Source organism: Mesorhizobium sp. Root695, assembly GCF_001428185.1.
Taxonomy (GTDB): Bacteria; Pseudomonadota; Alphaproteobacteria; order Rhizobiales; family Rhizobiaceae; genus Mesorhizobium.
Window position 1 is genome coordinate 164,455 of the sequence record NZ_LMHO01000023.1, and the last position, 23,963, is coordinate 188,417.

The window sequence follows — 23,963 nt, forward strand, 5'->3', positions numbered from 1 at the left end:
CAGGAAAACGAGGATCCCGCAGCTCAGCGCGTCAAGGCATCGAGAATCCGCGCCCAGGAGCGCTGGCCCTTGTGGAAGGAGTTGAGCTCGTATTTCTCATTGGGCGAGTGGATACGGTCGTCGTCGAGGCCGAACCCGACCAGGAGCGATTCCATGCCGAGATAGGTCTGGAAGTCGCCAACCACCGGGATCGACCCGCCGCTGCCGGTCGTCACCGCCGGCTTCGGCCATTCGTCGGACAGCGCATCCTTGGCCTTGGCCAGGAATGGCGAGTCATAGGAAAGCTGGATTGCCGGCGAGCCGCCATGCGGGTGGAATTCCACCGAGCAGTCGGCCGGGATGCGCTCCTGGACGAATTTCTGGAACGCGGCGCGGATTTTCTTGGGATCCTGCTTGTGGACGAGGCGGAAGGAGACTTTTGCCGAGGCTTCCGCCGCGATCACCGTCTTGAAGCCCTTGCCGGTGTAGCCACCGATGATGCCGTTGAATTCGGCCGTCGGCCGCGCCCAGGTCAATTCCAGCACCGAGCGCCCCTTTTCACCCGATGGGATCGACAGGCCAACAGGCCCGAGGAACGTCTCGGCAGTCTCGCCAAGCGTCTCCCACGATTTCAGGATCTGCGACGGTGTTTCCTTGACCCCCTCATAGAAGCCGGGAATAGTGATTTGGCCGTCCTTGTCGTGGATATCGGCCAAAACCTTGACCAGGATGCGGATCGGGTTGGCGGCGGCACCGCCATAGAGGCCGGAATGCAGGTCGCGGTCGGCGGCCTTCACCGTGATCTCCTCACCGACCAGTCCGCGCAATCCGACGCAGATCGACGGCGTGTCGCGATCCCACATGCCGGTATCGCAGACCAGCGCGAAATCAGCCTTGAGTTCGTCGGCATTGGCCTCGAGGAACGGCTTCAGCGACGGCGAGCCGGATTCCTCCTCGCCCTCGAACAGGATGGTGATGCGGCAGGGCAGATTGCCATGCACCTGCTTCCAGGCGCGGCAGGCCTCGACGAAGGTCATCAACTGGCCCTTGTCGTCGGCCGAGCCTCGTCCCGTGATCACCTTGTGATCCGGCCCGACCTCCTTGATCGCCGGCGCGAACGGGTCGCTTTCCCACAATTCGATCGGGTCGACCGGCTGCACGTCATAATGGCCGTAGAACAGCACATGCGGCGCACCGGCCGGTCCGTCATGATGGGCGACCACCATCGGGTGTCCGGGCGTGTCGCGAACGCTGGCGTCGAAGCCGATCAGCTTGAGTTCGCCTACCAGCCATTCCGCCGCCTTGCGGCAGTCGGCGGCATAGGCCGGATCGGTGGAGATCGACTTGATCCTGAGCAGGCCGAACAGGCGTTCGAGGCTCTGGTCGAGGTTCTTGTCGAGACGGTCAAGGACGGAGGAAACTGCGGACATGTGTGAAGCCTTTCGATTCAGAACCGGAACCGTAAAGGCAGGACAGGAAAACGAAAAGCCCGCGATCATTGGACCACGGCCTGCAAATGTCCGTCCGAGGCAAAAAAAGACCGCCGTGGTGGAGGGGGAACCACGGCGGCCTTCTACTCGAAACGATGCGGCAGCCCGGAGAGGGGGGATAGGCTGCCGCAGGTGTCCGGGATAGGCGGGGGACGGGCCTTGCTCCGGACTCGGCGAAAACTGCCGATGACCTGTATTTGTGTCTTTGAACGTGGCGATTCAAGGGCACGAGCATTACACTTTTGTAACATGGGCGTGAGCGGGGTGGCCTGTCAGCGGTCTGTCAGGGTGTTGCCGGAACCGGTGGGTGCCGGTGCCTTTGGCATGGACCAAGCCGCCGCGCCGCGCTATCCCTGCCGACATGAAAAAAGGCGATCATCTCTTCCTTGTCGACGGCTCCGGCTACATCTTCCGTGCCTATCATGCGCTGCCGCCGCTGACCCGCAAATCCGACGGTCTGCCGGTGGGCGCCGTTTCCGGCTTCTGCAACATGCTGTGGAAGCTGATGCTCGACGCCCGCAACACCGATGTAGGCATTGTGCCGACGCATTTCGCGGTGATTTTCGACTATTCGTCGAAAACCTTCCGCAACGACCTCTACCCCGAATACAAGGCCAACCGCTCGGCCCCGCCTGAAGACCTGATCCCGCAATTCGGCCTGATCCGCCAGGCGACCAGGGCGTTCAACCTGCCTTGCATCGAGATCGAAGGCTATGAGGCCGACGATCTCATCGCCACCTATGCCAGGCTGGCCCGTGAGGCAGGCGGCGACACCACCATCATCTCCTCCGACAAGGACCTGATGCAGCTGGTCGGCGCCACGGTCGGCATGTACGACCCGATGAAGGACCGCCAGATCGGCATTCCGGAGGTGATCGAGAAATGGGGCGTGCCGCCGGAGAAAATGGTCGACCTGCAGGCTTTGACCGGTGACTCGGTCGACAATGTGCCTGGCGTGCCTGGCATCGGCCCGAAAACGGCGGCGCAGTTGCTGGAACAATTCGGCGACCTCGACACGCTGCTGGCCCGCGCCGGCGAGATCAAGCAGGACAAACGACGGGAATCCATCATCGTCAACGCCGACAAGGCGCGCATTTCGCGTCAGTTGGTGACGCTGATGAACGACGTCCCGGTGGCCGAGGGGCTGGACGATTTCGTCCTGCATGCGCCGGACGGACCGAAGCTGATCGGCTTCCTCAAGACCATGGAATTCACCTCGCTAACCCGCCGCGTGGCTGAGGCGACCAGCACCGAGGTCGGTGACGTCCAGGCTGTCGCAGTGACCGTCGAACGTGCCGATAACGCGCATGGCCCCGATGTCGGCGCGGGAGCTTCCGGCGAGGCGCGACCCGCCGGGACCGGCGAAGTCGGCGCTGCAGACGAGGTGCCGGGCGCCGAGAAACCCACCAGCGGCGACACCCCTTCCCTGCTCGCCGCGCTGCGGCTGGAGAGTGCGGCCACCCGCAAGATCGATACATCAGCCTATCACTGCATCCGCGACGTCGCGACCTTGAAAGCCTGGGTCGCCGAGGCAACCGGGACCGGCCTTGCCGCTTTCGATGTCAGGGCAACGTCGGCCGATCCGATGCAAGCCGAGTTGATCGGCATATCCATCGCCACGGGGCCCGGCCGCGCCGCCTATATTCCTTTCACCCACAAGAGCGGCAACGGTGACCTGCTCGGTGGCGGAATGGTCGAAAACCAGATCCCTCTTCGCGAGGCGCTGGCCCTGCTGAAACCGCTGCTGGAAGACAGATCGGTCCTCAAGATCGCGCAGAACTTGAAATACGATCTTGTCGTCATGAGCCGCTATGGCATCGATGTCGCGCCGTTCGACGACACCATGCTCATCTCCTACGTGCTCGATGCCGGCACGCCCCATGGTCACGGCTTGGACTCGCTTGCCGAGAAATGGCTGGGTCATACCCCTCTCCAGCTCAAGGACGTCACCGGCTCCGGCAAAAGCTCCGTCGGTTTCGATCAGGTCGACATCGACAAGGCGACCGCTCATGCCGCCGAAGACGCCGATATGGCGCTGCGGCTCTGGCTGGTGCTGAAGCCACGGCTTGCCGCCAAGGGGCTGGTGTCGGTCTATGAACGGCTGGAACGGCCGCTGGTGCCGGTGCTGGCGCGCATGGAACAGCGCGGCATCTCGGTCGACCGTCAGATCCTGTCGCGGCTCTCGGGCGAACTGGCCCAGGGCGCCGCTCGCCTCGAAGAGGAAATCTACCAACTCATCGGCGAGCGCATCAACATCGGCTCGCCAAAACAGCTCGGCGATATCCTGTTCGGGCGTATGGGCCTACCCGGCGGCTCGAAGACCAAGACCGGCCAGTGGTCGACCTCGGCGCAGCTTCTCGAAGACCTCGCCGCCGAAGGCCATGAACTGCCGCGCAAGATCGTCGACTGGCGCCAGCTGACCAAGCTGAAATCGACCTATACCGATGCGCTGCCGGGCTTCATCCACCCGGACACCAAACGCGTCCACACCTCCTACGCGCTGGCCGCGACGACGACGGGCCGGCTGTCGTCCTCCGACCCGAACCTGCAGAACATTCCGGTGCGCACCGCCGAAGGCCGCAAGATCAGGACTGCCTTCATCACCGACAAGAGCCATCGGCTGGTCTCGGCCGACTACAGCCAGATTGAGTTGCGCGTCCTCGCCCACGTCGCCGAGATTCCGCAACTGCGGCAGGCCTTTGCCGACGGCGCCGATATCCACGCCATCACTGCGTCGGAGATGTTCAACGTGCCGGTCGAAGGCATGCCTTCGGAAGTCCGCCGCCGCGCCAAGGCGATCAATTTCGGCATCATCTACGGCATTTCGGCCTTCGGCCTCGCCAACCAGCTGTCGATCCCGCGCGAGGAGGCGAGCAACTACATCAAGAAATACTTCGAGCGCTTCCCCGGCATCCGCGACTATATCGAGGAGACCAAGGCCTATGCCCGCGAGCACGGCTTTGTCGAAACGATCTTCGGGCGCCGCATCCATTACCCGGACATAAGATCGTCCAACCCCTCGGTCCGCGCGTTCAACGAGCGCGCCTCGATCAATGCCCGGCTCCAAGGCACCGCCGCCGACATCATCCGCCGAGCCATGATCCGCATGGAGGAGGCGCTGGAAAAAGCTGGCCTTTCAGCACGCATGCTGTTGCAGGTGCATGACGAACTGATCTTCGAGACCCTCGAGGGCGAAGTCGAGGCGACGATCCCGGTGGTGCGTCATGTCATGGAGAATGCGGCGATGCCGGCGGTTTCGATGTCGGTGCCGCTGCATGTCGACGCGCGTGCCGCCAACAACTGGGACGAGGCGCATTAGCACGGCCGCACCAAAGGGACACTTCCCTCGTGAAAGCCAATGGATAGGCTCTTATCCGCGATGATCGCCACCGTGACCGTGACCAGTGGCGCGGGACCGGGGGTATCGGTCATTGCTGAGCGCAGAATGCGCTAGCTAACGCATCAACCCGGCTGCGCGAAGAGCGTCTTCGATCACCTTGCCAATGCCATTTATGGAACTGCGTAAATCATCCGGACGCGGATCTTCGACGAGGCCAACACGAGCTGGCCTGGACTTTTCCGGAGCTACATATGTCCGCAAAGCCGTGGTTGCAGCGAGCGGGCTCGGGGCAGTCTGGAAGCTCGCTTCATTTCGTGCATCCTGGCTTGTGAGCCCCCAGAAGGCCGCCATGCGGCGTGTTGACGATATTCCGACGTCCAGCATGAATGGCGCGGCATTGCCCAAGCCGTCATCACCGACCGTCTTCAAGGGGGTGCCATGAGCCATGCCGGCAACGGTGTATTTCTCGATCAAGACGTTGCCATCGGCGTCGCTCCAGACCTGCCGAGTTTGTCCATCGACCATTTCGTTTCGATCAGGGCTGGTACCCAAACCATGAACCCCTTGCCATTGGGCCAAGATGGAGTCCGCGTTGGACGGCACCACCGTATTGTCGGCCGTGCCTTGCCAGATTGAAATCGTCGGCCATGACCCGTTGTGGGGCGAGGCCTCTGCCAGGCGCCGCTGGAGTTCCGCTCTGGATGGACCGCCATGGCCACGCATGCGATCGAACGCTTCCGGGATCGTTGCAGCGCTGCCATAAGCGAGGCCAGCAATGATTGCGCCGCCGGCGAAAACCTCCGGGTATGTGGCCAACATCGCTGCCGTCATGGCGCCGCCGGCCGAAAGCCCGGTGATGAAAATGCGCCGGCTGTCGAGGCCATGTTTTGTCACCATGGCTTCGATCATCTGGCGGATGGAGAGTGCTTCACCGCGATCGCGCGTGACATCTTCGGGCACGAACCAGTTGAAGCAGAGATTGGCATTGTTGGCACGTTGTTGTTCCGGGAACAGCACCGCAAACCCTTTCTCGGCTGCCAAGCGTGACCACCCAGACCCGTGATCGTAGCCAGCTGCGGTTTGTGTGCAGCCGTGCAGGACAACCACCAGTGCAGCTCCGCGCGGCAGATTGTCAGCAACGTGGAAGCGCGCACGCAAGGCGCCTGGATTGGACCCGAATGCCCCCATGTCGGATAAATTGTCATGGTGGCTTTGTCGGCCTGTCTGGCCCCTCATCGCGCTCAGGCGAGTGATTGTATCTGAGATATTCCGCAAAACGAGATCCTTGACTGCCGGGGTGGCGAAGTTCGAGCACAGTGCACAATCAGCAACATCGTTGTTGCACTGCACAATAGCAAATTTACGCAGGGGCAACGCAGGAGCGGTGTGAACCACTCATTGTCCTCAAGTGAGCTTCCCGCAATCGATAGGAATTTTGGCATGGCGCCGAGGGGGGCTGCAGACGAGAACCCCGTCGGCCAACCCGGATGGCGACGGGGCAGAGCATGGCGCGGGACCGTCAGGGCTGCTCGTCTCGGAAGACGATCTTAGGCGGCCTCGGCCAGGCACTTGGCACACGTCCCGCGGAACTCGATCACCGCCTTCTTGGCGGCGAAGCCGGTGGAGCGCACCCATTCGTCCAGCTGGTGGCCGACATCGTGGTCGGACATTTCGGTCACCTGCCCGCACGTGTCGCAGATGGCGAAGGCGGTCATCGAATGGTTGTGGTCGTGCGGCTCGGCGCAGGCGACGAAGGAGTTGATGCTTTCGAGCCGATGCACGAAGCCGGACTTCACCAGCGTGTCGAGCGCGCGATAGACCTGCAGTGGGGCGCGAAAGCCCCTCTCGCGCAGCTGGTCGAGCAAGGTATAGGCGCTAAGCGGTCCGCTGGCGGTCTCGAGTTTCTCGAGCACGCACAACTGGTTCTTCGTCAGCACATCCCTTGCCGCCATGGTCCTGATCCACTCGTCTTGCGTCGCTCGCGCATCATGTCCGCGCAAACGATCCCTGTCTCACCCAGATAGCGACGAACAGCCATTTTTGCTACTGTTTCCCACATCTGCATGGAAGAGACCGCTATCATCGACCGGATTGGGATAACAGGCAGGTTGCTCTCCGACGCAACATTCAAAATACTGACAAGATCTTCGGCAAGAGTCGCCGCGCTTGGAAATTCGATCGGGCTTGGGGAAGCAATCATGATCAAATTGACGCGGCGGACGCTGCTGGTCGGCACGTCCGCGATGACGATGGCCGGCATGGTGTCGTTCCGGACCATGGCCGCATCGCGCACCTACCATGCGCTGCTGATCGCCTGCACCGAATATCCTGCTCTGCCGCAGAGGAACTGGCTGATCGGGCCGAAGAACGATGCCAGCCTCGTCCACGAATATCTCCTGAAGAGCGTGCCCGATCCGGTGCGGTTCGCGCCGGAGAACGTCACGCTGCTCGCCAAGGATGTCCCCGGCGCCAGTGGCCTGCCGACCCATGCGGCGATCAAGACCGCACTGGCCGATCTTGCCGCCAAGGTTCAGCGCGACGATTTCGTCTATCTGCATCTGTCCGGGCACGGCGCCCAGCAACCGCAGATGGTCAAGGGCGACGAGACCGACGGCCTCGACGAGATCTTCCTGCCCGTCGATATCGAAAAATGGATCAACCGCGACGCCGGCGTGCCCAATGCGCTGGTCGACAACGAAATCGGCGCAGCACTCGATGCCATCCGCGACAAGGGCGCCTTCGTCTGGGTGGTGTTCGACTGCTGCCATTCCGGCACCGCGACGCGCGCCGTCGAGGTCGACGACGAGTTGGAGCGCAAGGTCGAGTTCGCCGACCTGGTCGGCGGCAACGAAGCCGAACGGGCCGCCGCGATCAAGGCCTATGACGAGGTGATTTCGGCCGCCGGCTCGCGCGGCGTCGACGACAACGGCACACGCAAGCCTGCCTTCAGCCTGATCCCGACCGGCGGCGAACCGATCGCCAAGGGCAAGCTGGTCGCCTTCTATGCCGCGCAGACGGTGGAGACGACACCGGAAATGCCGTTGCCCAAGGGCATGGCGGATGCGCCGCGCTTCGGCCTGTTCACCTTCACCATCCTGTCGAAACTGGCCGAAAACCCCAACGTCACCTATCGCCAGCTTGGCCAGGCCGTGCTGCAGCAATATTCAGCCGACAGCCGCACTAGGCCAACACCGCTGTTCGAGGGTGAATTGGACGCACGAGTGTTCGGCACCGACAAGACAGACGCGGTCATGCAGTGGCCTCTCGTCATCAAGGACGGCGAGGCGACGATCGGCGCCGGGCTGCTGCATCGCCTCACTCCCGGCAGCAAGCTCGCCATCCTGCCTTCGGCGCTGTCGCCGCTTTCCGACGCGGTCGGATTTCTGGAAGTGCAGTCGGCCAAGAACCTGGAAAGCCGCGTCAAGTCGGTCGAGTTCGACAAGAAGCCGGCGCTCAAGCTCGCCGACATTCCCGCCAATGCCTATGCGCGGGTGGCGGAGATCGCCGTCGATTACAAGCTCGTCGTGGCGCGTCCGGCTGCCACCAAGGGACTTGAGAAGGAAACCGCTCTGGTCAATTCGGTTCTCGACCAACTGGCCACAGCCAAGGAGACGGGTTTCAACATTGAGTTGGTCGAGTCCGGCAAAAGTGCCGAGCTCCGCTTCGCGGTGATGCGCGAGAATGCTGTTCCCGGCGCCGCCAAGGACGCGACCGACAAGCCGGCCCTGTGGTTCCTGCCGGCGTCGGGCGACGTGACCTTGACGGACGGCAGCAAGCCACCGCTGATCATCATCCACTTGGATGACCGTCAGAAGCTGGTCGATGCAACGGCCAGGAACCTGCGCACCATCTTCCGCGCCACCGGGCTTTCGCGGCTGGCGGCAGCCTCCGACTACAAGCCCGAAGACGTCGACGTCCAGTTCCAGGTCAAACGTCGCGACAAGGACGGCCTCGAACCGCTGCAGGCTTCGGTTGTGCCGCGCGTCTCACCGGGCGACGAAGTGCATGTGCTGGCCAAGAACAGCTCGGACCTTCTGGTCGACATCAACGTGCTCTATGTCGGTAGCGACTATTCGATCACCCATATCGTTGCCGAACGCCTCGCCCCGCAGGCCACGCTCGAGGAGGGACTGCTGGCCTTTACCGACACCAGCTTCGGCATGGAACGGATGATCGCGGTTCTGACCGAGGCACCGCCGGAGAGCGAGAAGGAGGATCTGGGCTTCCTGGCGCAGGACGGCGTTGCCTCGGCGACGCGCGGAACGGGCTCCGCCGGCTTCTCCGACATGCTGACCGATCTCGGCATGGCCCCGGCAACTCGCTCGGTGATGCGGCTTGCCGACAGGAGTGGCCCGAAGGGCGCGGTGATGATTTTCCCCATGGAGACGGTGCCGCGCGCCTGAACGAACCCCGGCGCCAAAGCCTCTTGGCTCTGTTGCGCCGGCTCTTGCGCGATCGGCGCGATGTGAGAACATTCCCGGCCGCAGCCTTGGCGCATGACGGCCGGATGAAACGGATAGGATCGATTGTGAAGAATTCTGTGTTTTCCTGGCGTGGAACGGTGGCCGGCCTTGCCGGCGGCCTGTTGCTGATCGCCAACGCTTCGGCGGACGAGGCCTGCGGCCTGTGCGTCAAGCAGATCGTCACCAATTCGGAACTGGCGACGTGTTTTCTTGATCAGTACGACCAGATCGCCAAAGGCGGCAGCGGCGCCGTTGTCGTCGATCTCAGCAACTGCGCCTCGCGCGGCGTCGTCGAAGCCTTGCCGTCACCGAACAAGGGGGCGGCGGAGCCCGACGTACAGTTCATGATTTCGCGCCTGCAGTTGCAATGCCTGAAAAAGAAGCTGGAGGCGCCGGGCATCGTGCTGGATCCCTCCGCCACCATCGAACTGGACACCTGCGGATGAAGAAACCGGCGGGCAACACCCGGCAGACGGCTGCCGCCGCACCCGCAAAGGCGCCGGCCGGCAGACCGGCGCTGCCGGAAACCACCGAAGGTTTCCCGTGGCCAAGCAGCCACGAGATCAAGAAGGAGAGCAATCCCTTCACCGACCGCGACTGGCGCATGCTGGTCTATGCCTGGTCGGGCATGGCAGTTCGTCTCGCCATCATCTTCACCTTGATGTTCTCGGTCTATCAGTTCCTGGCCAACCAGGAGCAAAAGCGCGTCGAGCAGACCATGTCGCTGGTCGAACTCTGGGAAACCAAAGACTACCAGCAGGCGCAGCGTGCCCTGAAGGATCGACTGACGGCCCTCAACGCCAAATATGACAATCTGCTCAGCGCCAACCCCTCGCCGACCGAAGAGCAGGTGTTCCGGCAACGGATCGGCATCGAGGCGATGACCGCCTCCGGTGGTGATATGCCGCTCGCCGATTTCAGCGAGAATTTCGATCGCATCGTCTATTTCCTCAACCGCCTGTCCTTCTGCGTCGACGGCGACCTGTGTTCGCGCAAAGTGACCGATGCCTATTTCCGCGACTATGCCGTCTCCTTCTGGAGCTATTTTGCCGGCTATGTCGACAAGCAGCGCAAGGCTGGGTCACCCACTTTCGCCTCGGCGATCGAGACCTATGTGCGCAATGGGCCGCCCGCGGCCGAAGCCAAATAGCGATGGCAAAACCCGGCCTCCGCCTGATACGTACCTGTCGCTGGCTGGCCATGGCCGGGGCTTTGATTGCGAGTTCGGTTGCCCGAGCCGAGGACGCACCGGATTTTCACCTCGATCTCGATACCGGTGGGCACAGTGCGCAGGTCACCGACCTCGCCTTCACACCCGACGGCGAGGACATCGTCTCGGCATCAAACGACAAGACCATCCGCGTCTGGGACTGGCATAGCGGAGTGACGCTGCGCACCATCCGCGGCTATATCGGCAATGGCAGCGACGGCAAGATCTTCGCGGTCGCGGTCTCGCCCGACGGCAAGACCATCGCCGCAGGCGGTTATTTCGGCGCCAGCCTTGGCGACAAGCCGCCCTATGGTGACATCAGGCTGTTCGACTTCGCCACCGGCAAGATGAAGGCGGTGCTCAGGGCCGCCGACTACGCGACGTACGATCTCGCCTTCTCTCCCGATGGCAAGACGCTGGCTGCCGGTGGCGCCGACGGCGTCGTCTATCTCTGGCGGCTGGACGACAAATCCGCGACCGGCTGGACGCTGGACAAGAAGCTCGACGCCGATTCCTGGCACATCGACAAGCTCGCTTTCGCCGCCGCGGGAACCCGGCTGGCAGCGACCACCACCGACAATGGCATCCGGCTTTGGGACGTCGTGAAGGGCGAAGAGATCGCACTGCCTGACGAAGCCGAGCCGCTGCGGGACATCAGCGTCACAGCGCTGGCCGTTTCGCAGGACGGCAGCCTGTTTGCCACCGGCAGCAAGGATGGGCTGGTGCAGCTCTGGCGGGCTGCTGACGGCAAGCTGGCGCGCGCCATGCCGGCGCAGGATTTCCTCATTGGCTCGCTGACCTTTGCCAAGGGATCGCGGTTGGTCGCCTCCTGTGGCTATCGCTGCGCCGACAAGCGCCGTTCCATCGTCTGGAACACCGACACCGGCGAGAAGGTGCTCGACTACACCGGCCATGACGGCACGGTCTATGCCAGCGCCGCCAATGCCGATGGCTCGCAGGTGGCGACCGCCGGCGGCACGCGCAACGCCATCCAGGTCTGGGACCCCGCGACCGGCGAGCGCAAGGCGCTGCTGCAGGGCGTGGGCGAACCGGTAACCGCGGTCGGTATCGATGCGGCGAACGACGTCATCGCCTGGGGCAACACCAACCCTTGCCCCGATCGCGTGGCCTGCCCTGAACAACAGGGCGCGCTGGACAAAGTGCTGGCGTTGCCGACCACGGAGCGTTTCTTCGAGGACCCGCAGCCGCTGACGGAGCCGGGCTCGTTTGCGCGCGCCGCTCTGGCCAGCGGCCAGTGGTCGCTGCGCGCCGCGCCTGGCGGCAAGGACGCGCTGGAAAACGCCGTGCTGGAGATCGCCAATGGCGGCAAGGTGGTGCGCGGCATCGAGAACGACGCCACCAACGGCTTTGTCCACTCCGCCTACACGCTGATCGACAAGGGCCTTGGCCTGATCACCGGCGGCAATGATGGCACGCTGATCGAATACCGGACCGCGACCGCGAAAGTGTCGGGCGAATTCACCGGCCACACCGGCGAGATCAACGCCATGGTTGCCTCGGAGAAGGCCGGCCTGCTGGTCACCGGCAGCGCCGACCAGACGCTGAGACTGTGGGATCTGAAGACGCATGAGCTGATCGTGTCGATGTTCTTTGCCGGCTCGCAATGGATCGTCTGGATGCCGCAGGGCTATTATTATTCCTCCGACGAGGGCGACAAGCTGATCGGCTGGCAGGTCAACCAGGGCCGCGACCATGAAGGCCGCTTCATCCGCGCCGGCCAGTTGAAGAAATACCTCTGGAGCCCGGAAATGGTGCGCCGGGCAATCACCCTGCGCAGCGCCAAACAGGCGGTCAAGGAAATGCGGCCGGGCGTCGACAACGAGTTGCAGAAGCTGCTGCACCGCAAGCCGCCGGAGTTCGCCATCCGCCTCGCCGACGACCAGAGCAAGGTCCGCGACGGTTATGTCGCCGTCGAGATATCGGGCGCCAAAGAAGCGGGAACGGATGTCGCCGGCTTCTCGATTCTGTCGAACAGCCGTAATGTCGGCGATGTCACGGCCCGCTCGGTGGACGGCAACAGCACCATTGTCGAGATACCGGTCGAGAATGGCGAGAACATCATCCGCATCACCGGCACCAACGAATTCGGCTATCTGACCGAACGCAGCGTGACGGCACTGGCGAGAAAGACCGAGAAGGCCGAGGCCAAGGGCAAGCTCTATGTCGCGGTCATCGGCGTCGACAAGTATCCGTTCCTGACCGATGCCTGCTCGGGCCGCGCCTGCGACCTGCGCTACCCCGTCGATGACGCGACCGAGTTTCTCAAGGTGATCTCGCAGAAATCGGCACCGCTGTTCTCATCGATGGAGACGCTGGTTCTGGTCAACCGCGAGGCGCTCGACGAGAGCCCCGACAAGGCCAAGCTGACCTACGCCGTCGCCAGTGCCGACGCCATCATGGAACCTGACTCCGACACGATCGACGACCAGCTCGCCGATTTCCTCGACCGGCCGGGCGAGCACGACACCACCATCATCTTCGTTGCCGGCCACGGCATCAACATCGACGAGGACTATTATTTCATCCCGACCGACGGCCGCAAGCAGGATGCCGAGCGCTGGAAACGCTCCTCGCTTGTCGACTGGTCGGACATCCAGAAGTCGGTCGAGCGTGCAAAAGGCATGCGCTTCATGCTGCTCGACACCTGCCATGCCGCCAACGCCTTCAATCCACGCCTGGAAAAGGACGCGCAGGACGCACGCATCGTCGTATTTTCGGCGACCGCCGCCAACAACACCGCCGCCGAACTGCCGGAACTCGGCCACGGCGTTTTCACCTATTCGATCCTGGAAGGCTTGCGCGGCAAGGCTAGGACGTCGGACGGCGGCGTCACACTGTTCGGCCTTGCCGACTATATTTCGCGCGAGGTGGTGCGGCTGACATCGTCGAAGCAGAAGCCGTTCTACTATGTCGGCGGTGTGGAGAACATTGTGTTGGCCGAGCCGTGAGGAGGCTCGCGCGGCTGTGCCCGGCTATCGCTGTAGTCCTGCTATTTCTTCTCGCGCTCCCCGTCCCCAGCTTCGCCGCCCCCGTCGTCTGCCCGCCGGGCACAGAGAGCTTCCCGCCCTTCTACGACGACGCCACGCTGTTCAAGGATGCCATCGCCAGCGTCGCAGATGTCGAGCCATCCAACCAGCGGCTGACCGGCATCACCGTGCCGCACCATCTTCTAGCCGCCGACCTGGTGGCACTGGGATTCCGGGCGGCGTCCGGCTTCCGCTACAAGCGCATCGTCATCCTGTCGCCGGACCACTTCCACAAGACGCACAGACTGTACGCCACCTCATTGCGCGGCTTCGACACCGTGCTTGGCGCGGTCGCCGCCGACACCGATGCCGTACGCCATCTCGAGACGAACAGCGACATGGTCGAGGAGTCTTGCCTGTTCGACAAGGAGCATGGCGTGCGCGCCATGCTGCCCTTCCTGCATCACTATTTTCCCGAGGCGAAAATCGTGCCGGTGGCGATGTCGGTCAAGGCGCGCCGCGGCGATTGGGACAGGCTGGCCGCGGCTCTCAAATCCATTGTCGACCAGGACACGCTGATCGTCGAATCCACCGACTTCTCGCACTATCTGCCGCAGCACGATTCCAGGCGCTTCGACCAGCAATCCCTGAACATGCTGGCCGCCGGGTGGCTCGACGGCATTGCGGCGCTGCGCCAACCCGATCATGCCGATTCCGTTGGTGCGCTCTACCTCCAGACCAGGCTGCAGCGGGAACTGTTCGGCGCCCAGCCGCTGGTCGTCGCCAACGAGAATTCGCAGGAACACACGTCGGACTATGTCGAGCGGACCACCAGCTATGTGGTGGCGCTGTTCGGCGCCTTCGGCCCCGGCTTCAACAATCCGGCACGGCCAAAGGACAGGATCTACTACCTCGCCGGCGATGTGAATTTCGGCCGTGCCATGAAGAAGATTCTGGTCCGCGACGGCGTTGCCGACCGGATCGTCGACAGCGTCCTGGCCCTGACCGGGTCGCGGCCGCTGATCGTCAACCTTGAAGGCGTCATCTTGCCCAACGTGCCGGAAGCGATCGACGACATGACGCTGGCGATGCCGCAAGGCCTGGCTGTCGACATGCTGAAACGGCTGCATGTTGCCGGCGTCGGGCTCGCCAACAATCACGCCTATGATCTTGGACTGTCAGGCTATGCGGAGACGCTGCGCGCGCTGGATCAAGCCGGCATCCCGCATTTCGGCCAGGGCGAGGCGCTGGCGCTTGCCGATCTCGACCTTGTCGGCCTGACCGACATCGACACCAACGGCTCCAGGAACACCGACCTGATCACCCCTGCCCTGCTCGACCGGCTGCTGCACGAGGATGCCGGGCGGCCGGTGGTCGCCTTCGTTCACTGGGGCCGCGAGTACAAGACCGGACCGTCGGAGCGTGAAGGCATGCTTGCCGACCAGATGCGGCTGCGCGGTGCTTCAGCCATCGTTGGCAGTCACCCACATGTGTCGAGCGAAACGATCGTCCCGCTGGCCGGCGGCGACGTGGCGGAGCTCTATTCGCTCGGCAATTTCCTGTTCGACCAGAGCGCCGAACGGTCGTCCGGATCGATGCTGGAACTGCGCGTCTTCGCCCAGGGCACGATCTTCACCAGGCTCATTCCGTTGCCCAACTATTTCGAGATGGGCAGGAAATAGCCTATCCGCAACCGACCATGTCGCGCGGCAGATAGCAGGCCGCCGGCTCGGTCTTGGTCTCGAACAGCGACTGCTTCGGCCGGAAATAGAAGAAAGTGACCGGCTTGCTCTCGCGCACGCTGCCGTCGGCAAAATGCGCGGCGATGCTGAAGCTGTGGATTGACGACATTGACGACCACATCTTCAGCCGCGCTGTGTAGGCGCTGATCTTCTTGTTGCCGCGCACCGGCATGGCGATGGTGTAGTCATGCTTGCCGATCGGGAACTCGATGTTCTGGTAGCGCATGGCTTCCGGTGTACCGCCGCCGCCGTCGCCGCATTCTGCCATCGATTCCGGCGTCTCGAAGACCGCCATGGTGATGGAGGTGCGGAACGGCTCGCTCTGCTGGTAGACATGACCTTCGTCATCCGCCCACGAATAGTCGAACTTGCCGATCGCATTCAGCGTCATCGCCTGTTGCATGTTGCCGAGATAGTCGCCGACCTCGCCGAACTTGATCTTGTTGGTCAGCTGGCTGCGGCAGACATTGAGACTGTCCACCGAGGGACAGGGAAAACGTCCCGTCTCGAGGCTCGCCGTGTCGACGCCGGCTTCGGTGAGCACGCTCTTGACCGACACGTCGACACCGTCACCGAAATTGCCGATGTCCTTGCTGTACATGCGGCTTGGCTCACCGGTCGGGTTGCCCTCGTCGTCGACCGCGGTGAACTGGATCGACATCTTCATGTCCTTGGCGTCGCCCCAGCCATTGTTGACGATCGAGAAATCCGGCCGGAAGCCGACGCAGCCGAAATGCTCAGATATCGACAGCATCGGCTTGCGATAGGCATCGCTGGCGGCGACCTTCATCTCCAGGCTGTCGAGCTTGACCTTGGTCCGGTCCGACGTCTTGAGATCGACCTCGGCAAAGGCCGGCGCTGCCTCCCAGTCCATACCTTCATAGACGTTGCCGGTGGCGACCTGGCCGGTGCCGTTCCAAGCGTCGTTGTACTGGTCGGACTGCGGATAGATGGCGATGTCTTCGTCACGCACCAGATGCTGATACTGAATGTCGGATTGCTGGGTCATGCGCTGGTCGACCGCGACGCCGATCTCGACCTTGTCGGCGTCGCCACCGCCGGTCTGCGCCTTGAGGAGCCCGCTGACCCTGGCATCGGCCAGCACGTCGGGGCGCGAGCCGCCGACCTCCTTGCCCATTGTCCATTGCGAGTCGTAAACAGTGCCGCCGGCAAGCCGGGTGCGGCCCTTGCCATTCTTCAACCCGTCGACAAATGAGCCGGCAAAGATCTCACCGGTCCTTGACAGCATCCGCCCTGCGCCGTTCGGCACGCCGGCAACGAACTGCCCCTCATAGCGGTTGCCGTCGGCATCGATATGGATGCCCTTTCCGTTGAGTTCCCCGGCGAGCCAATGCCCATCGAAAACCTCGCCCGAGCGCAGTTCGAGCCGGCCCTGCCCGTCGGGTCGGCCATTCCTGATGTCACCGAAATAGCTGGAATAGATGGTTTTGGGATCGTAGCTCGCCGAGCCGCGCACCCGCCACACAAGCCTGCCCTTGCCGTTGATGGTGCCGTCTTCGGCAATCGTCCGGTCGGGTGACTGGCCCGCCGCCGGCTCCCAGACGAAGTCAAGGTTCTTTTCCGGATGGAAGTCCCACACCCGGACCGTCCTGCGCAGCACCGAGCGCGTGTCCGCGTGGTAGACGATCTGCACCCGTTCCGCCCAGGCGCCACCGGCAGGTGCGGCCGCAGGATCGGCGAAGGCCGGCGAAAACATCAGTGCAGCCAGCATCGACCCCGCCGCGATCCCCAACACTGCCTTTGCCCGCGCCATCCCAAACCCCTTTGGATGCCAACCCCTTGGCCGTTCAAGCGTAGTCGGCGAGCCGGCCTCGTGCAAGAGAACCGCAAAGGAAGTGCCCGCCAAGAAAAAGACGGCGGGATTGCTCCGCCGCCCTTGTCTCCACCGCGAATGCGCAGCGACTATTTATACAGGCTGTTGATCCACTGGACGTTGGCAGCGTTCAGCCGCACGGCGGTATTCGCGTCTGGGCTTTCCGCCACGTTGACACCGGTGATGATGCGCTGCTTGGCCTTGTTGTCGTAGGCATAGACCGAACTGCCGCTCGACCCCGGGAACGTATCGCAGTCATACTGGAAATATTCCGGAGCGATGTTTTCGGCATGCACTTCGCAATTTGCCTTCCACATCGTGCCCATCGGCTTGTCGCCGGGGTAGCCGACGAGGTTGGCGGTGAAGTCGCCGAGATCGTCATAGTTGGCATAGCCCAGCCAGCCGAGGTTGGTACCGACATCCTGCTTCAGCGTGACGATGCCGAGATCCCACAGGAGGACCGAACCATAATAGCCCTGGTAGTTGTCGATGAAGCCTTGCAGCACATAGGCGCTTTCAAAGCTGAAGGCGCCGAACGGTGCGTCGTCGGCCGTGCTGCCGTTGAGACCCGGCACGAACAGATAGTCAGAAAGCCAGTCCTTGTCCTCATGGCTGTAGAGGCAGTGCGCCGCGGTGAGCACCGTGCGCGGGCCGATCAGCGTTGCCGAACAGCTGCCAAAGCTGCCCGTCTTCGGCGACTTGGCTTCGAGATAGCCGATTGCCGAGAACGGATAAGTCTTGGTGTTCTTGACCTGCTCGCGATCGTCGGTGCCGAAAACCTGGCGGCCGGCTTCGCCTTCGCCGAGGTCCGGATCATCGGTCTTGCGCTCAGCCCCGTCTTTTCCAGTGGCCGGAGCATTCAGTTCCTTGATGATAAGGTCCCGCAGCGCTTCGCTGGGCTCGATCTTGATCTCCTTGCCATCGGCGGACCGTCCGACGATGCCGTAGGATTTGACAGCCGTTGCCTCGTCAGCAAGCGGCGCGGCGCGGCTGTCTTCGTCAGTCAGCTTCGGCGGTGCGATTGGCTTTGCCCGCCCGGGCTTGTAGTCGCCTGAAGTCACATCCCGCATGCTTTCACCATTGCCTGCACTGGCGGAGCCAGGATCGGCGGCAAAAACCGGGACCGCCCACATCGCGGTGGAAAGCAATGCGGACGCAATAAGTGCGTTTGTCAGTTTTGTCATGGTGAGACTCTCCCAAAAGTCAGCAAGGACTGGATCAAAATACAGAAATATTGTCGAGATCGTGGTGAAGTCGAAAAATGAGTTTGGTTACCAGCACCTGAACCTGACCATCACCCCATGCGGTCTGTCGAAGGCCCCCGCCAAAGACACCCGCGCGGATATATTGCCTAAATTAATACAACATTGGAATGACAAATCGCTTCCACGTAGCCCGTGGGGGGCTATAGGGTTTTGAGTGGGTTCCGCACGGGAACGCGATCCGCGAAGCAACGCCTGCTTGCCGGCGACTGTTTCGTTGATGATGCGCCGGGGCTGGCTCGTTCGGGAACGTGTCTCAGGAGGATTTCAGGTGCACATCATCCATCGGTTCAGACCGATCGCCGCCGCGTCTTTGCTCGGCATCGCTGCGGCCCTTGCGGCCGCCAACACTGCCCAGGGGGACGAAGGTGCCGCCCGACCGGAGGCAGCGGTCTCGCCAATGAAGCGCGTGACGGAAGCCAGGGCGAAGGCTGCGGCGGAGAACCCCGACGGCGCCGACCGCGTCTATGGCGGCAACCAGGCCGAAAAAGGCGCCTATCCGTTCCAGGTCGCGCTGCTCACCACCGACAGGCTGGACGAGAACCCAGCCTCACAGGCCAATGCACAGTTCTGCGGCGGCAGCCTGATCGCTCCGCAATGGGTGCTGACGGCAGCACACTGCCTTAACGACGAGGGCCAGCCGATTTCGCCTGAGAGCGTCACCGTGCTGACCGGCGCCACCGACCTCAGCGAGGGCAAACGCCACAAGGTCGTGGAGGTCATCGTCAACGAAGGCTACAGCGAGCAGACGCTCGACAACGACCTCGGCCTGCTCCGGCTTGCCGAGCCGGCCGGTGCGCCGACCATCAAGGTCACCCATGACGCAACGCCCGACACCGGCAAGACGACGGTCACCGGCTGGGGCAAGATGCAGGATGGCACCTTCCCGACCACGCTGATGGTTGCCGACCTCGACCTGCAGCCGAACCAGGCCTGCAACACCGGCATCAAGGCCATCTATGCACATGATCTGAAGGCGGCACTTGGCGATCTGTCCCGCCGTATGCGCTATTCAGAAAAGGGCATCGACGCAGCCGCCAATGCGATCGCCGCCGATATGACCGACCCGCTGACCGGCAACATGATCTGCGCCGGCACCACCAGCGGCGTGCGCGACGCCTGCAACGGCGACAGCGGCGGCCCGCTGTTCATGACCGGCGCCGACGGGCCGGTCCAGGTCGGCGTCGTCAGCTGGGGCGAAGGCCCGGCGGACGGCAGTGCGGCCTGCGGTCACAAGGACGCCTACGGCATCTACACGCGGCTGGCCAACTACACCGGCTGGATCGAGACGAAGATGAAAACCTCTGCTCCGGCGCCTGCCAAACCCAAGCCGGGACTGGGCACGGCGCAGAAGCCGAAGACGCCCTGAACCACGGCCATTTCGCCTTCACATGAAAAACGGCGGGAGGTCCCGCCGTTTTTGTTTGCCGGCTTATCGACAGGGCTTATTTCCTTGGCGGACCTTTGCGTTCAGCCGAAGCCGCCCACAGATTGATGTCGGACTCGCGCGCATAGGTGTCGATCTCGGCGAGTTCGGTATCGCTGAAGTCGAGCACCTTGAGCGCGCCAACGCAGTCCTCGACCTGCTCCGGCCGGCTGGCGCCTATCAGCGCCGAGGTCACCCTGCCCCTGCGCAGCACCCAGGCCAGCGCCATCTGCGCCAGCGTCTGCCCGCGCTTGCCGGCGATGGCGTCGAGCGCCTTGATGTTGGCGATGGTCTTGTCGTTGATAAACGCTGTCTTCAGCGACTTGCCCTGGGAAGCACGGCTGCCGTCGGGAATGCCGCCGAGATACTTGTTGGTGAGCATGCCTTGCGCCAGCGGCGAGAACACGATGGAGCCGACGCCGAGCCCTTCGAGCGTGTCGAGCAGGCCGTCTTCCTCGACCCAGCGGTTCAGCATCGAATAGCTCGGCTGGTGAATGACGCAAGGCGTGCCAAGCTGCTTCAAGATATCGGCGGCCTCGCGCGTGCGCTGCGAATTGTAGGACGAGATGCCGGCATAGAGCGCCTTGCCCGAGCGCACGGCATGGTCGAGCGCGCCCATGGTTTCTTCCAGCGGCGTGTCGGGATCGAAACGGTGCGAATAGAAGATGTCGACATAGTCGAGACCCATCCGCCTCAGGCTCTGGTCGAGGCTGGCCAGCATGTATTTGCGCCCGCCCCATTCGCCGTAGGGACCGGCCCACATCTCGTAGCCGGCCTTGGTCGAGATGATCAGTTCGTCGCGGTAGGCGGCGAAGTCGGTGCGCAGGATCTCGCCAAAAGCGGTCTCGGCCGAGCCGGGCGGCGGACCGTAATTGTTGGCGAGGTCGAAATGCGTGATGCCAAGATCGAAGGCCTTGCGCGCGATCGCCTGCTTGGTCTTGTGCGGCGTGTCGTTGCCGAAATTGTGCCACAGCCCCAGCGAGATCGCCGGCAGCTTCAGGCCGGAGCGGCCACAGCGATTGTAGATCATTTTCTCGTAGCGGTTTTCGGCGGGACTATAGGGCATCGGAAAATCCTCAAATGGAAGCGAGCCAGGCATCGCGTCAGCGCGGCGAGTGGGCTCCGCCCCTCACCCTTACCCTCTCCCCGTCGGAACGGGGAGAGGGTTGAGGTGTCTACTTCTTCTTCGCCAAGAGATCCTTGGCTTCCTTGACGCCCAGTGCGGCCGGCCGTTCGCAGGTGGTCTGCATGGCGACGAACTTGCCGGTTTCGCCGGAGCGCAACAGGCCGGTCATCACGTCGACGGCATGCAGCGCCAGCTCCATCGAGCAGCGGTGCGGGCGGCCTTCCGTGATCGCCACCGCCATGTCGGCGAGGCCTGATGTGCGGTAGTTGGCCATCATGCCTTGTCCATGCATTTCGTTGGGAACGCCGAACGGGTGCTTCCATTTCGGCAGCTTCTTGACCGGCTTGCTGTCTTGCGTGAAGCGCACATCGCCGCCGAAGAAATTCGGATCCGGCACGAACACCGTGCCCGTCTCGCCATAGAGTTCCATCGGCGCGTGGCCGTGAGCCCAGACGTCCCAGCTGGTGTTGAGCGTCACTACGGCGCCATTCTCGAACTCCAGCAGGCCATGGATGGTCGTCGGCGTGTTGACCGGTATCTTCTCACCCGCACGCGGCTTTGAGCTGATCGTGCGCTCCTTGGCCGGCGTCGTCGCGAAGGCCGCGACCTGTTTCACCGGCCCGATCAGCTGGATCAGATTGGTGATGTAATACGGTCCGATGTCGAGCACCGGGCCTGCCCCTGGCTGGAAGAAGAAGTCCGGATTGGGGTGCCAGTGCTCCATGCCGTGGCCCATCACGTGGCAGGTGCCGCTGGTGATCTTGCCGAGTTTCCCCTCATCGATCAGCTCACGGACCAGTTGGTGCGCACCGCCGAGGAACGTGTCGGGCGCCGAGCCGATGCGCAGCCCCTTCTTCTCCGCCCGCGCCTTGAGATCCTGGCCTTCCTTGACCGACAGCACGAACGGCTTTTCCGAATAGACGTGCTTGCCGGCGTCGAGGATCTGCTTCGATACCTCGTAGTGCACCGCCGGGATGGTCAGGTTGACGATGATGTCGATGTCGTCGGCCTTGAGCAGGTCTTCGACGGTTTCGGCGCGCAGCTTGAACTCCTTCGCCCGCGCCTTGGCCGCCTCCATGTTGATGTCGGCGCAGGCGCGCATCTCGATGCCGCGAAACAGCGGCGCCAGCGAAAAATACGCCTTCGAGATGTTGCCGCAGCCGATGACGCCGATCCCAAGTTTCTTTGCCATGCTGATTGCTCCTAGTAGGCCTTGACGGCTGCGATCGATCGGCGGGCGAAGCGCTCGATGTCGTTGGGGTTGTCCTGTTCCATGACGTAGTATTGGGCAGCACTCTTGGCGCGCAGCGCCTTGATCAGGCCGGCCCAGTCGATGGTGCCATGGCCGACATCCGACCAACCGTCCTCGTCCAGCCCCTCACCGGGCTTGGCCATGTCCTTGACATGGACGGCGCTGATACGCTTGCCATATTTCTCGATCCACGGCAGCGGATCGTCGCCGCCGCGCACCACCCAGGCGACGTCCATCTCCCAGCTGATGTCGGGCGCGGAGGACAGGATGAGATCCTGCGGCACCGACCCGTCGGCAAGTTTCTTGAACTCGAAATCATGGTTGTGCCAGGCAAAGCCGTAGCCGGCCTTTTTCGCGGCGGCGCCGACCTTTGCCAGACGCTCACCAAAGCCGCGCCAGCCGGCGGCGTCGGATGGCCGCTGGTCGGGCATCAGGAAAGGACAGATGAGCAGCGTGATGCCGAGTGTGTCGGCTGTTCTGCGCACGCCGTCAAAATCGTTCTCGAGCGCGTCGATCGAAAAATGCCCGGTCGGCATGGCGAGGCCGTTCTTGTCGAGTTCAGTGCGAAAGGCCTTGGGATCGTCATAGACACCGCCGAAGCCTTCGACCTGGGTGTAGCCGAGCTTGCCGAGCGTGGCGAGCACCCCTTCCCAGGGCAGGAAATTGCGGGCGCTGTAAAGTTGGAATGACCAGTTCATCGTCTCTGTCCGTTTTGCTTGGTGGTAGGTTTTGGGGGATGATTCTCAGAGCGTTACAGGCGATTGCCGGTCGCGGCGTCGAACAGCGAGGCGCGCACCGGATCGAAACCGATCTGGATCGGGTCGCCAGTGCGCAGCGTCCTTTCCGCCTCGACACGGAAGGAGAGGTTGCGGCCGCCGAGCTTCGTCCACACCAGTGTGTCCGAGCCCATCGGCTCGACGATCTCGACGGAACCGCTGGCGGAAAACGGCATCGACCTTGCCGCGTCGCCAAAGGCTATGTGTTCGGGCCGGATACCGAGCACGCAAGCACCGGTCGGACGGCCCGTGCCGTCGAAGGCGTAGCGGTCGAGCGGCACCACAACACCATCGGTCTTGAACACTGGCCCAGCGCCAGCCTGCAGCTCTCCATCAACGAAATTCATCGCGGGTGAGCCGAGGAAGCCGGCGACGAAGCGGTTGACCGGTCTGTTATAGATGGTCTGCGGCGCATCGAGCTGCTGGATGACGCCGCCCTTCATCACCGCGATGCGATCGGCCAGCGTCATCGCCTCGATCTGGTCGTGGGTGACGTAGATCATGGTGTTCTGCAGCTTGCGATGCAGCAGCTTGATCTCGACGCGCAGTTCGGCGCGCAGCTTGGCATCGAGATTCGAGAGCGGCTCGTCGAACAGGAAGACGTCGACGTCGCGCACCAGCGCTCGTCCGATCGCCACGCGCTGGCGCTGGCCTCCGGACAATGCCGCCGGCTTGCGCTGCAGCAGCGGCTCGATCTGCAGGATTTCGGCCGCCCGCGCGATCCGCTTGGCGATCTCGTCCTTGGGTATGCCGGCAACGCGCAGGCCGAAGGACAGGTTCTTCTCCACCGTCATTTGCGGATAGAGCGCGTAGGACTGGAAGACCATGCCGATGCCACGGTCCTTGGGCTCTTCCCAGGTGACGTTCTTGCCTTTGATGAAGATGCAGCCTTCGGAGATGTCGAGCAGGCCGGCAATGCAGTTGAGCAAAGTCGACTTGCCGCAGCCGGAGGGGCCGAGCAGCACGATGAACTCGCCCTCGGCAACATCGAGATTGAGGGTCTGCAGCACCGAAATCGCGCCGAAATTGAGAGACAGATCCTGGATCGAAACACTGGTGCCGTTGGCTGCCGTCAT

17 protein-coding genes are annotated in these 23,963 nt (G+C 63.0%); 8 read left to right on the top strand and 9 right to left on the bottom strand.

All coding sequences use genetic code 11. From position 1 onward, the window contains the following. Positions 1-23: 23 nt before the first annotated feature. Positions 24-1,409 (bottom strand): dipeptidase, encoded by a 1,386-nt coding sequence (locus ASD99_RS19830; RefSeq protein ID WP_057144648.1) that lies wholly within the window; start codon positions 1,407-1,409, stop codon positions 24-26. 421 nt (positions 1,410-1,830) lie between these two features. Here ASD99_RS19830 and polA point away from each other — a divergent pair, with 421 nt between their 5' ends. Then, entirely contained in the window at positions 1,831-4,788 is a 2,958-nt protein-coding gene (gene polA, locus ASD99_RS19835) for a DNA polymerase I (RefSeq protein ID WP_057144649.1), read from the top strand. A gap of 135 nt (positions 4,789-4,923) precedes the next feature. On the opposite strand, the gene ASD99_RS19840 is transcribed toward polA, so the two are convergent. Continuing rightward, a complete protein-coding gene (locus ASD99_RS19840) occupies positions 4,924-6,084 on the bottom strand; it encodes an alpha/beta hydrolase family esterase (protein WP_162256720.1) in 1,161 nt (386 codons plus the stop codon). A 272-nt stretch (positions 6,085-6,356) separates the two neighbouring features. After that, entirely contained in the window at positions 6,357-6,761 is a 405-nt protein-coding gene (locus ASD99_RS19845; protein ID WP_056594898.1) for a Fur family transcriptional regulator, read from the bottom strand. Between the two features lie 246 nt (positions 6,762-7,007). Here ASD99_RS19845 and ASD99_RS19850 point away from each other — a divergent pair, with 246 nt between their 5' ends. The 5 genes from ASD99_RS19850 (at position 7,008) to amrB (ending at position 15,151) form a co-directional block, all read left to right on the top strand. Continuing rightward, entirely contained in the window at positions 7,008-9,212 is a 2,205-nt protein-coding gene (locus tag ASD99_RS19850) for a caspase family protein (protein WP_057144651.1), read from the top strand. A gap of 125 nt (positions 9,213-9,337) precedes the next feature. Next, positions 9,338-9,718: a hypothetical protein gene (locus ASD99_RS19855; protein WP_056595238.1), complete on the top strand. Its 381-nt coding sequence runs from the start codon at positions 9,338-9,340 to the stop codon at positions 9,716-9,718. Continuing rightward, positions 9,715-10,422: a hypothetical protein gene (locus ASD99_RS19860; RefSeq protein ID WP_056594894.1), complete on the top strand. Its 708-nt coding sequence runs from the start codon at positions 9,715-9,717 to the stop codon at positions 10,420-10,422. Before ASD99_RS19855 ends, ASD99_RS19860 begins: the two co-directional genes overlap by 4 nt. Positions 10,423-10,472: 50 nt before the next feature. Continuing rightward, positions 10,473-13,451, top strand: coding sequence for a caspase family protein (locus ASD99_RS19865; protein ID WP_082583387.1), 2,979 nt, complete (start codon positions 10,473-10,475; stop codon positions 13,449-13,451). Beyond that, on the top strand, positions 13,448-15,151 hold the full coding sequence (gene amrB, locus ASD99_RS19870; RefSeq protein WP_244497823.1) for an AmmeMemoRadiSam system protein B: 1,704 nt from the start codon (positions 13,448-13,450) through the stop codon (positions 15,149-15,151). The genes ASD99_RS19865 and amrB overlap by 4 nt, the downstream gene beginning before the upstream one ends. 1 nt (position 15,152) lies before the next feature. Here amrB and ASD99_RS19875 read toward each other — a convergent pair whose 3' ends face one another. Both ASD99_RS19875 and ASD99_RS19880 read right to left on the bottom strand, forming a co-directional pair. Next, on the bottom strand, positions 15,153-16,985 hold the full coding sequence (locus tag ASD99_RS19875) for an MORN repeat-containing protein (RefSeq protein ID WP_057144653.1): 1,833 nt from the start codon (positions 16,983-16,985) through the stop codon (positions 15,153-15,155). A gap of 149 nt (positions 16,986-17,134) precedes the next feature. Then, positions 17,135-18,115, bottom strand: a complete 981-nt coding sequence (locus tag ASD99_RS19880) for a trypsin-like serine peptidase (protein WP_244497826.1) — start codon at positions 18,113-18,115, stop codon at positions 17,135-17,137. On the opposite strand from ASD99_RS19880, the gene ASD99_RS33940 reads away from it, so the two are divergent. Then, the gene (locus ASD99_RS33940) at positions 18,114-18,464 is read left to right on the top strand and encodes a hypothetical protein (protein WP_162256712.1); all 351 of its coding nucleotides are present in this window, start codon (positions 18,114-18,116) and stop codon (positions 18,462-18,464) included. The genes ASD99_RS19880 and ASD99_RS33940 overlap by 2 nt on opposite strands. Positions 18,465-18,578: 114 nt before the next feature. After that, positions 18,579-19,676, top strand: coding sequence for a S1 family serine peptidase (locus tag ASD99_RS19885; RefSeq protein ID WP_057144655.1), 1,098 nt, complete (start codon positions 18,579-18,581; stop codon positions 19,674-19,676). A gap of 76 nt (positions 19,677-19,752) precedes the next feature. Here ASD99_RS19885 and mgrA read toward each other — a convergent pair whose 3' ends face one another. The 4 genes from mgrA to ASD99_RS19905 all read right to left on the bottom strand — a co-directional run bounded on the left by mgrA (position 19,753) and on the right by ASD99_RS19905 (position 23,963). Continuing rightward, positions 19,753-20,799 carry an L-glyceraldehyde 3-phosphate reductase gene (gene mgrA, locus ASD99_RS19890; RefSeq protein WP_056595234.1) on the bottom strand — a complete coding sequence of 349 codons (1,047 nt, stop codon included), beginning with the start codon at positions 20,797-20,799 and terminating at the stop codon, positions 19,753-19,755. A 109-nt stretch (positions 20,800-20,908) separates the two neighbouring features. Beyond that, a complete protein-coding gene (locus ASD99_RS19895) occupies positions 20,909-22,051 on the bottom strand; it encodes a Gfo/Idh/MocA family protein (protein WP_056594884.1) in 1,143 nt (380 codons plus the stop codon). A gap of 11 nt (positions 22,052-22,062) precedes the next feature. Beyond that, complete coding sequence (locus tag ASD99_RS19900) at positions 22,063-22,809, bottom strand: sugar phosphate isomerase/epimerase family protein (protein WP_056594882.1); 747 nt, start codon at positions 22,807-22,809, stop codon at positions 22,063-22,065. A gap of 53 nt (positions 22,810-22,862) precedes the next feature. Continuing rightward, positions 22,863-23,963, bottom strand: coding sequence for an ABC transporter ATP-binding protein (locus ASD99_RS19905; RefSeq protein WP_082583388.1), 1,101 nt, complete (start codon positions 23,961-23,963; stop codon positions 22,863-22,865).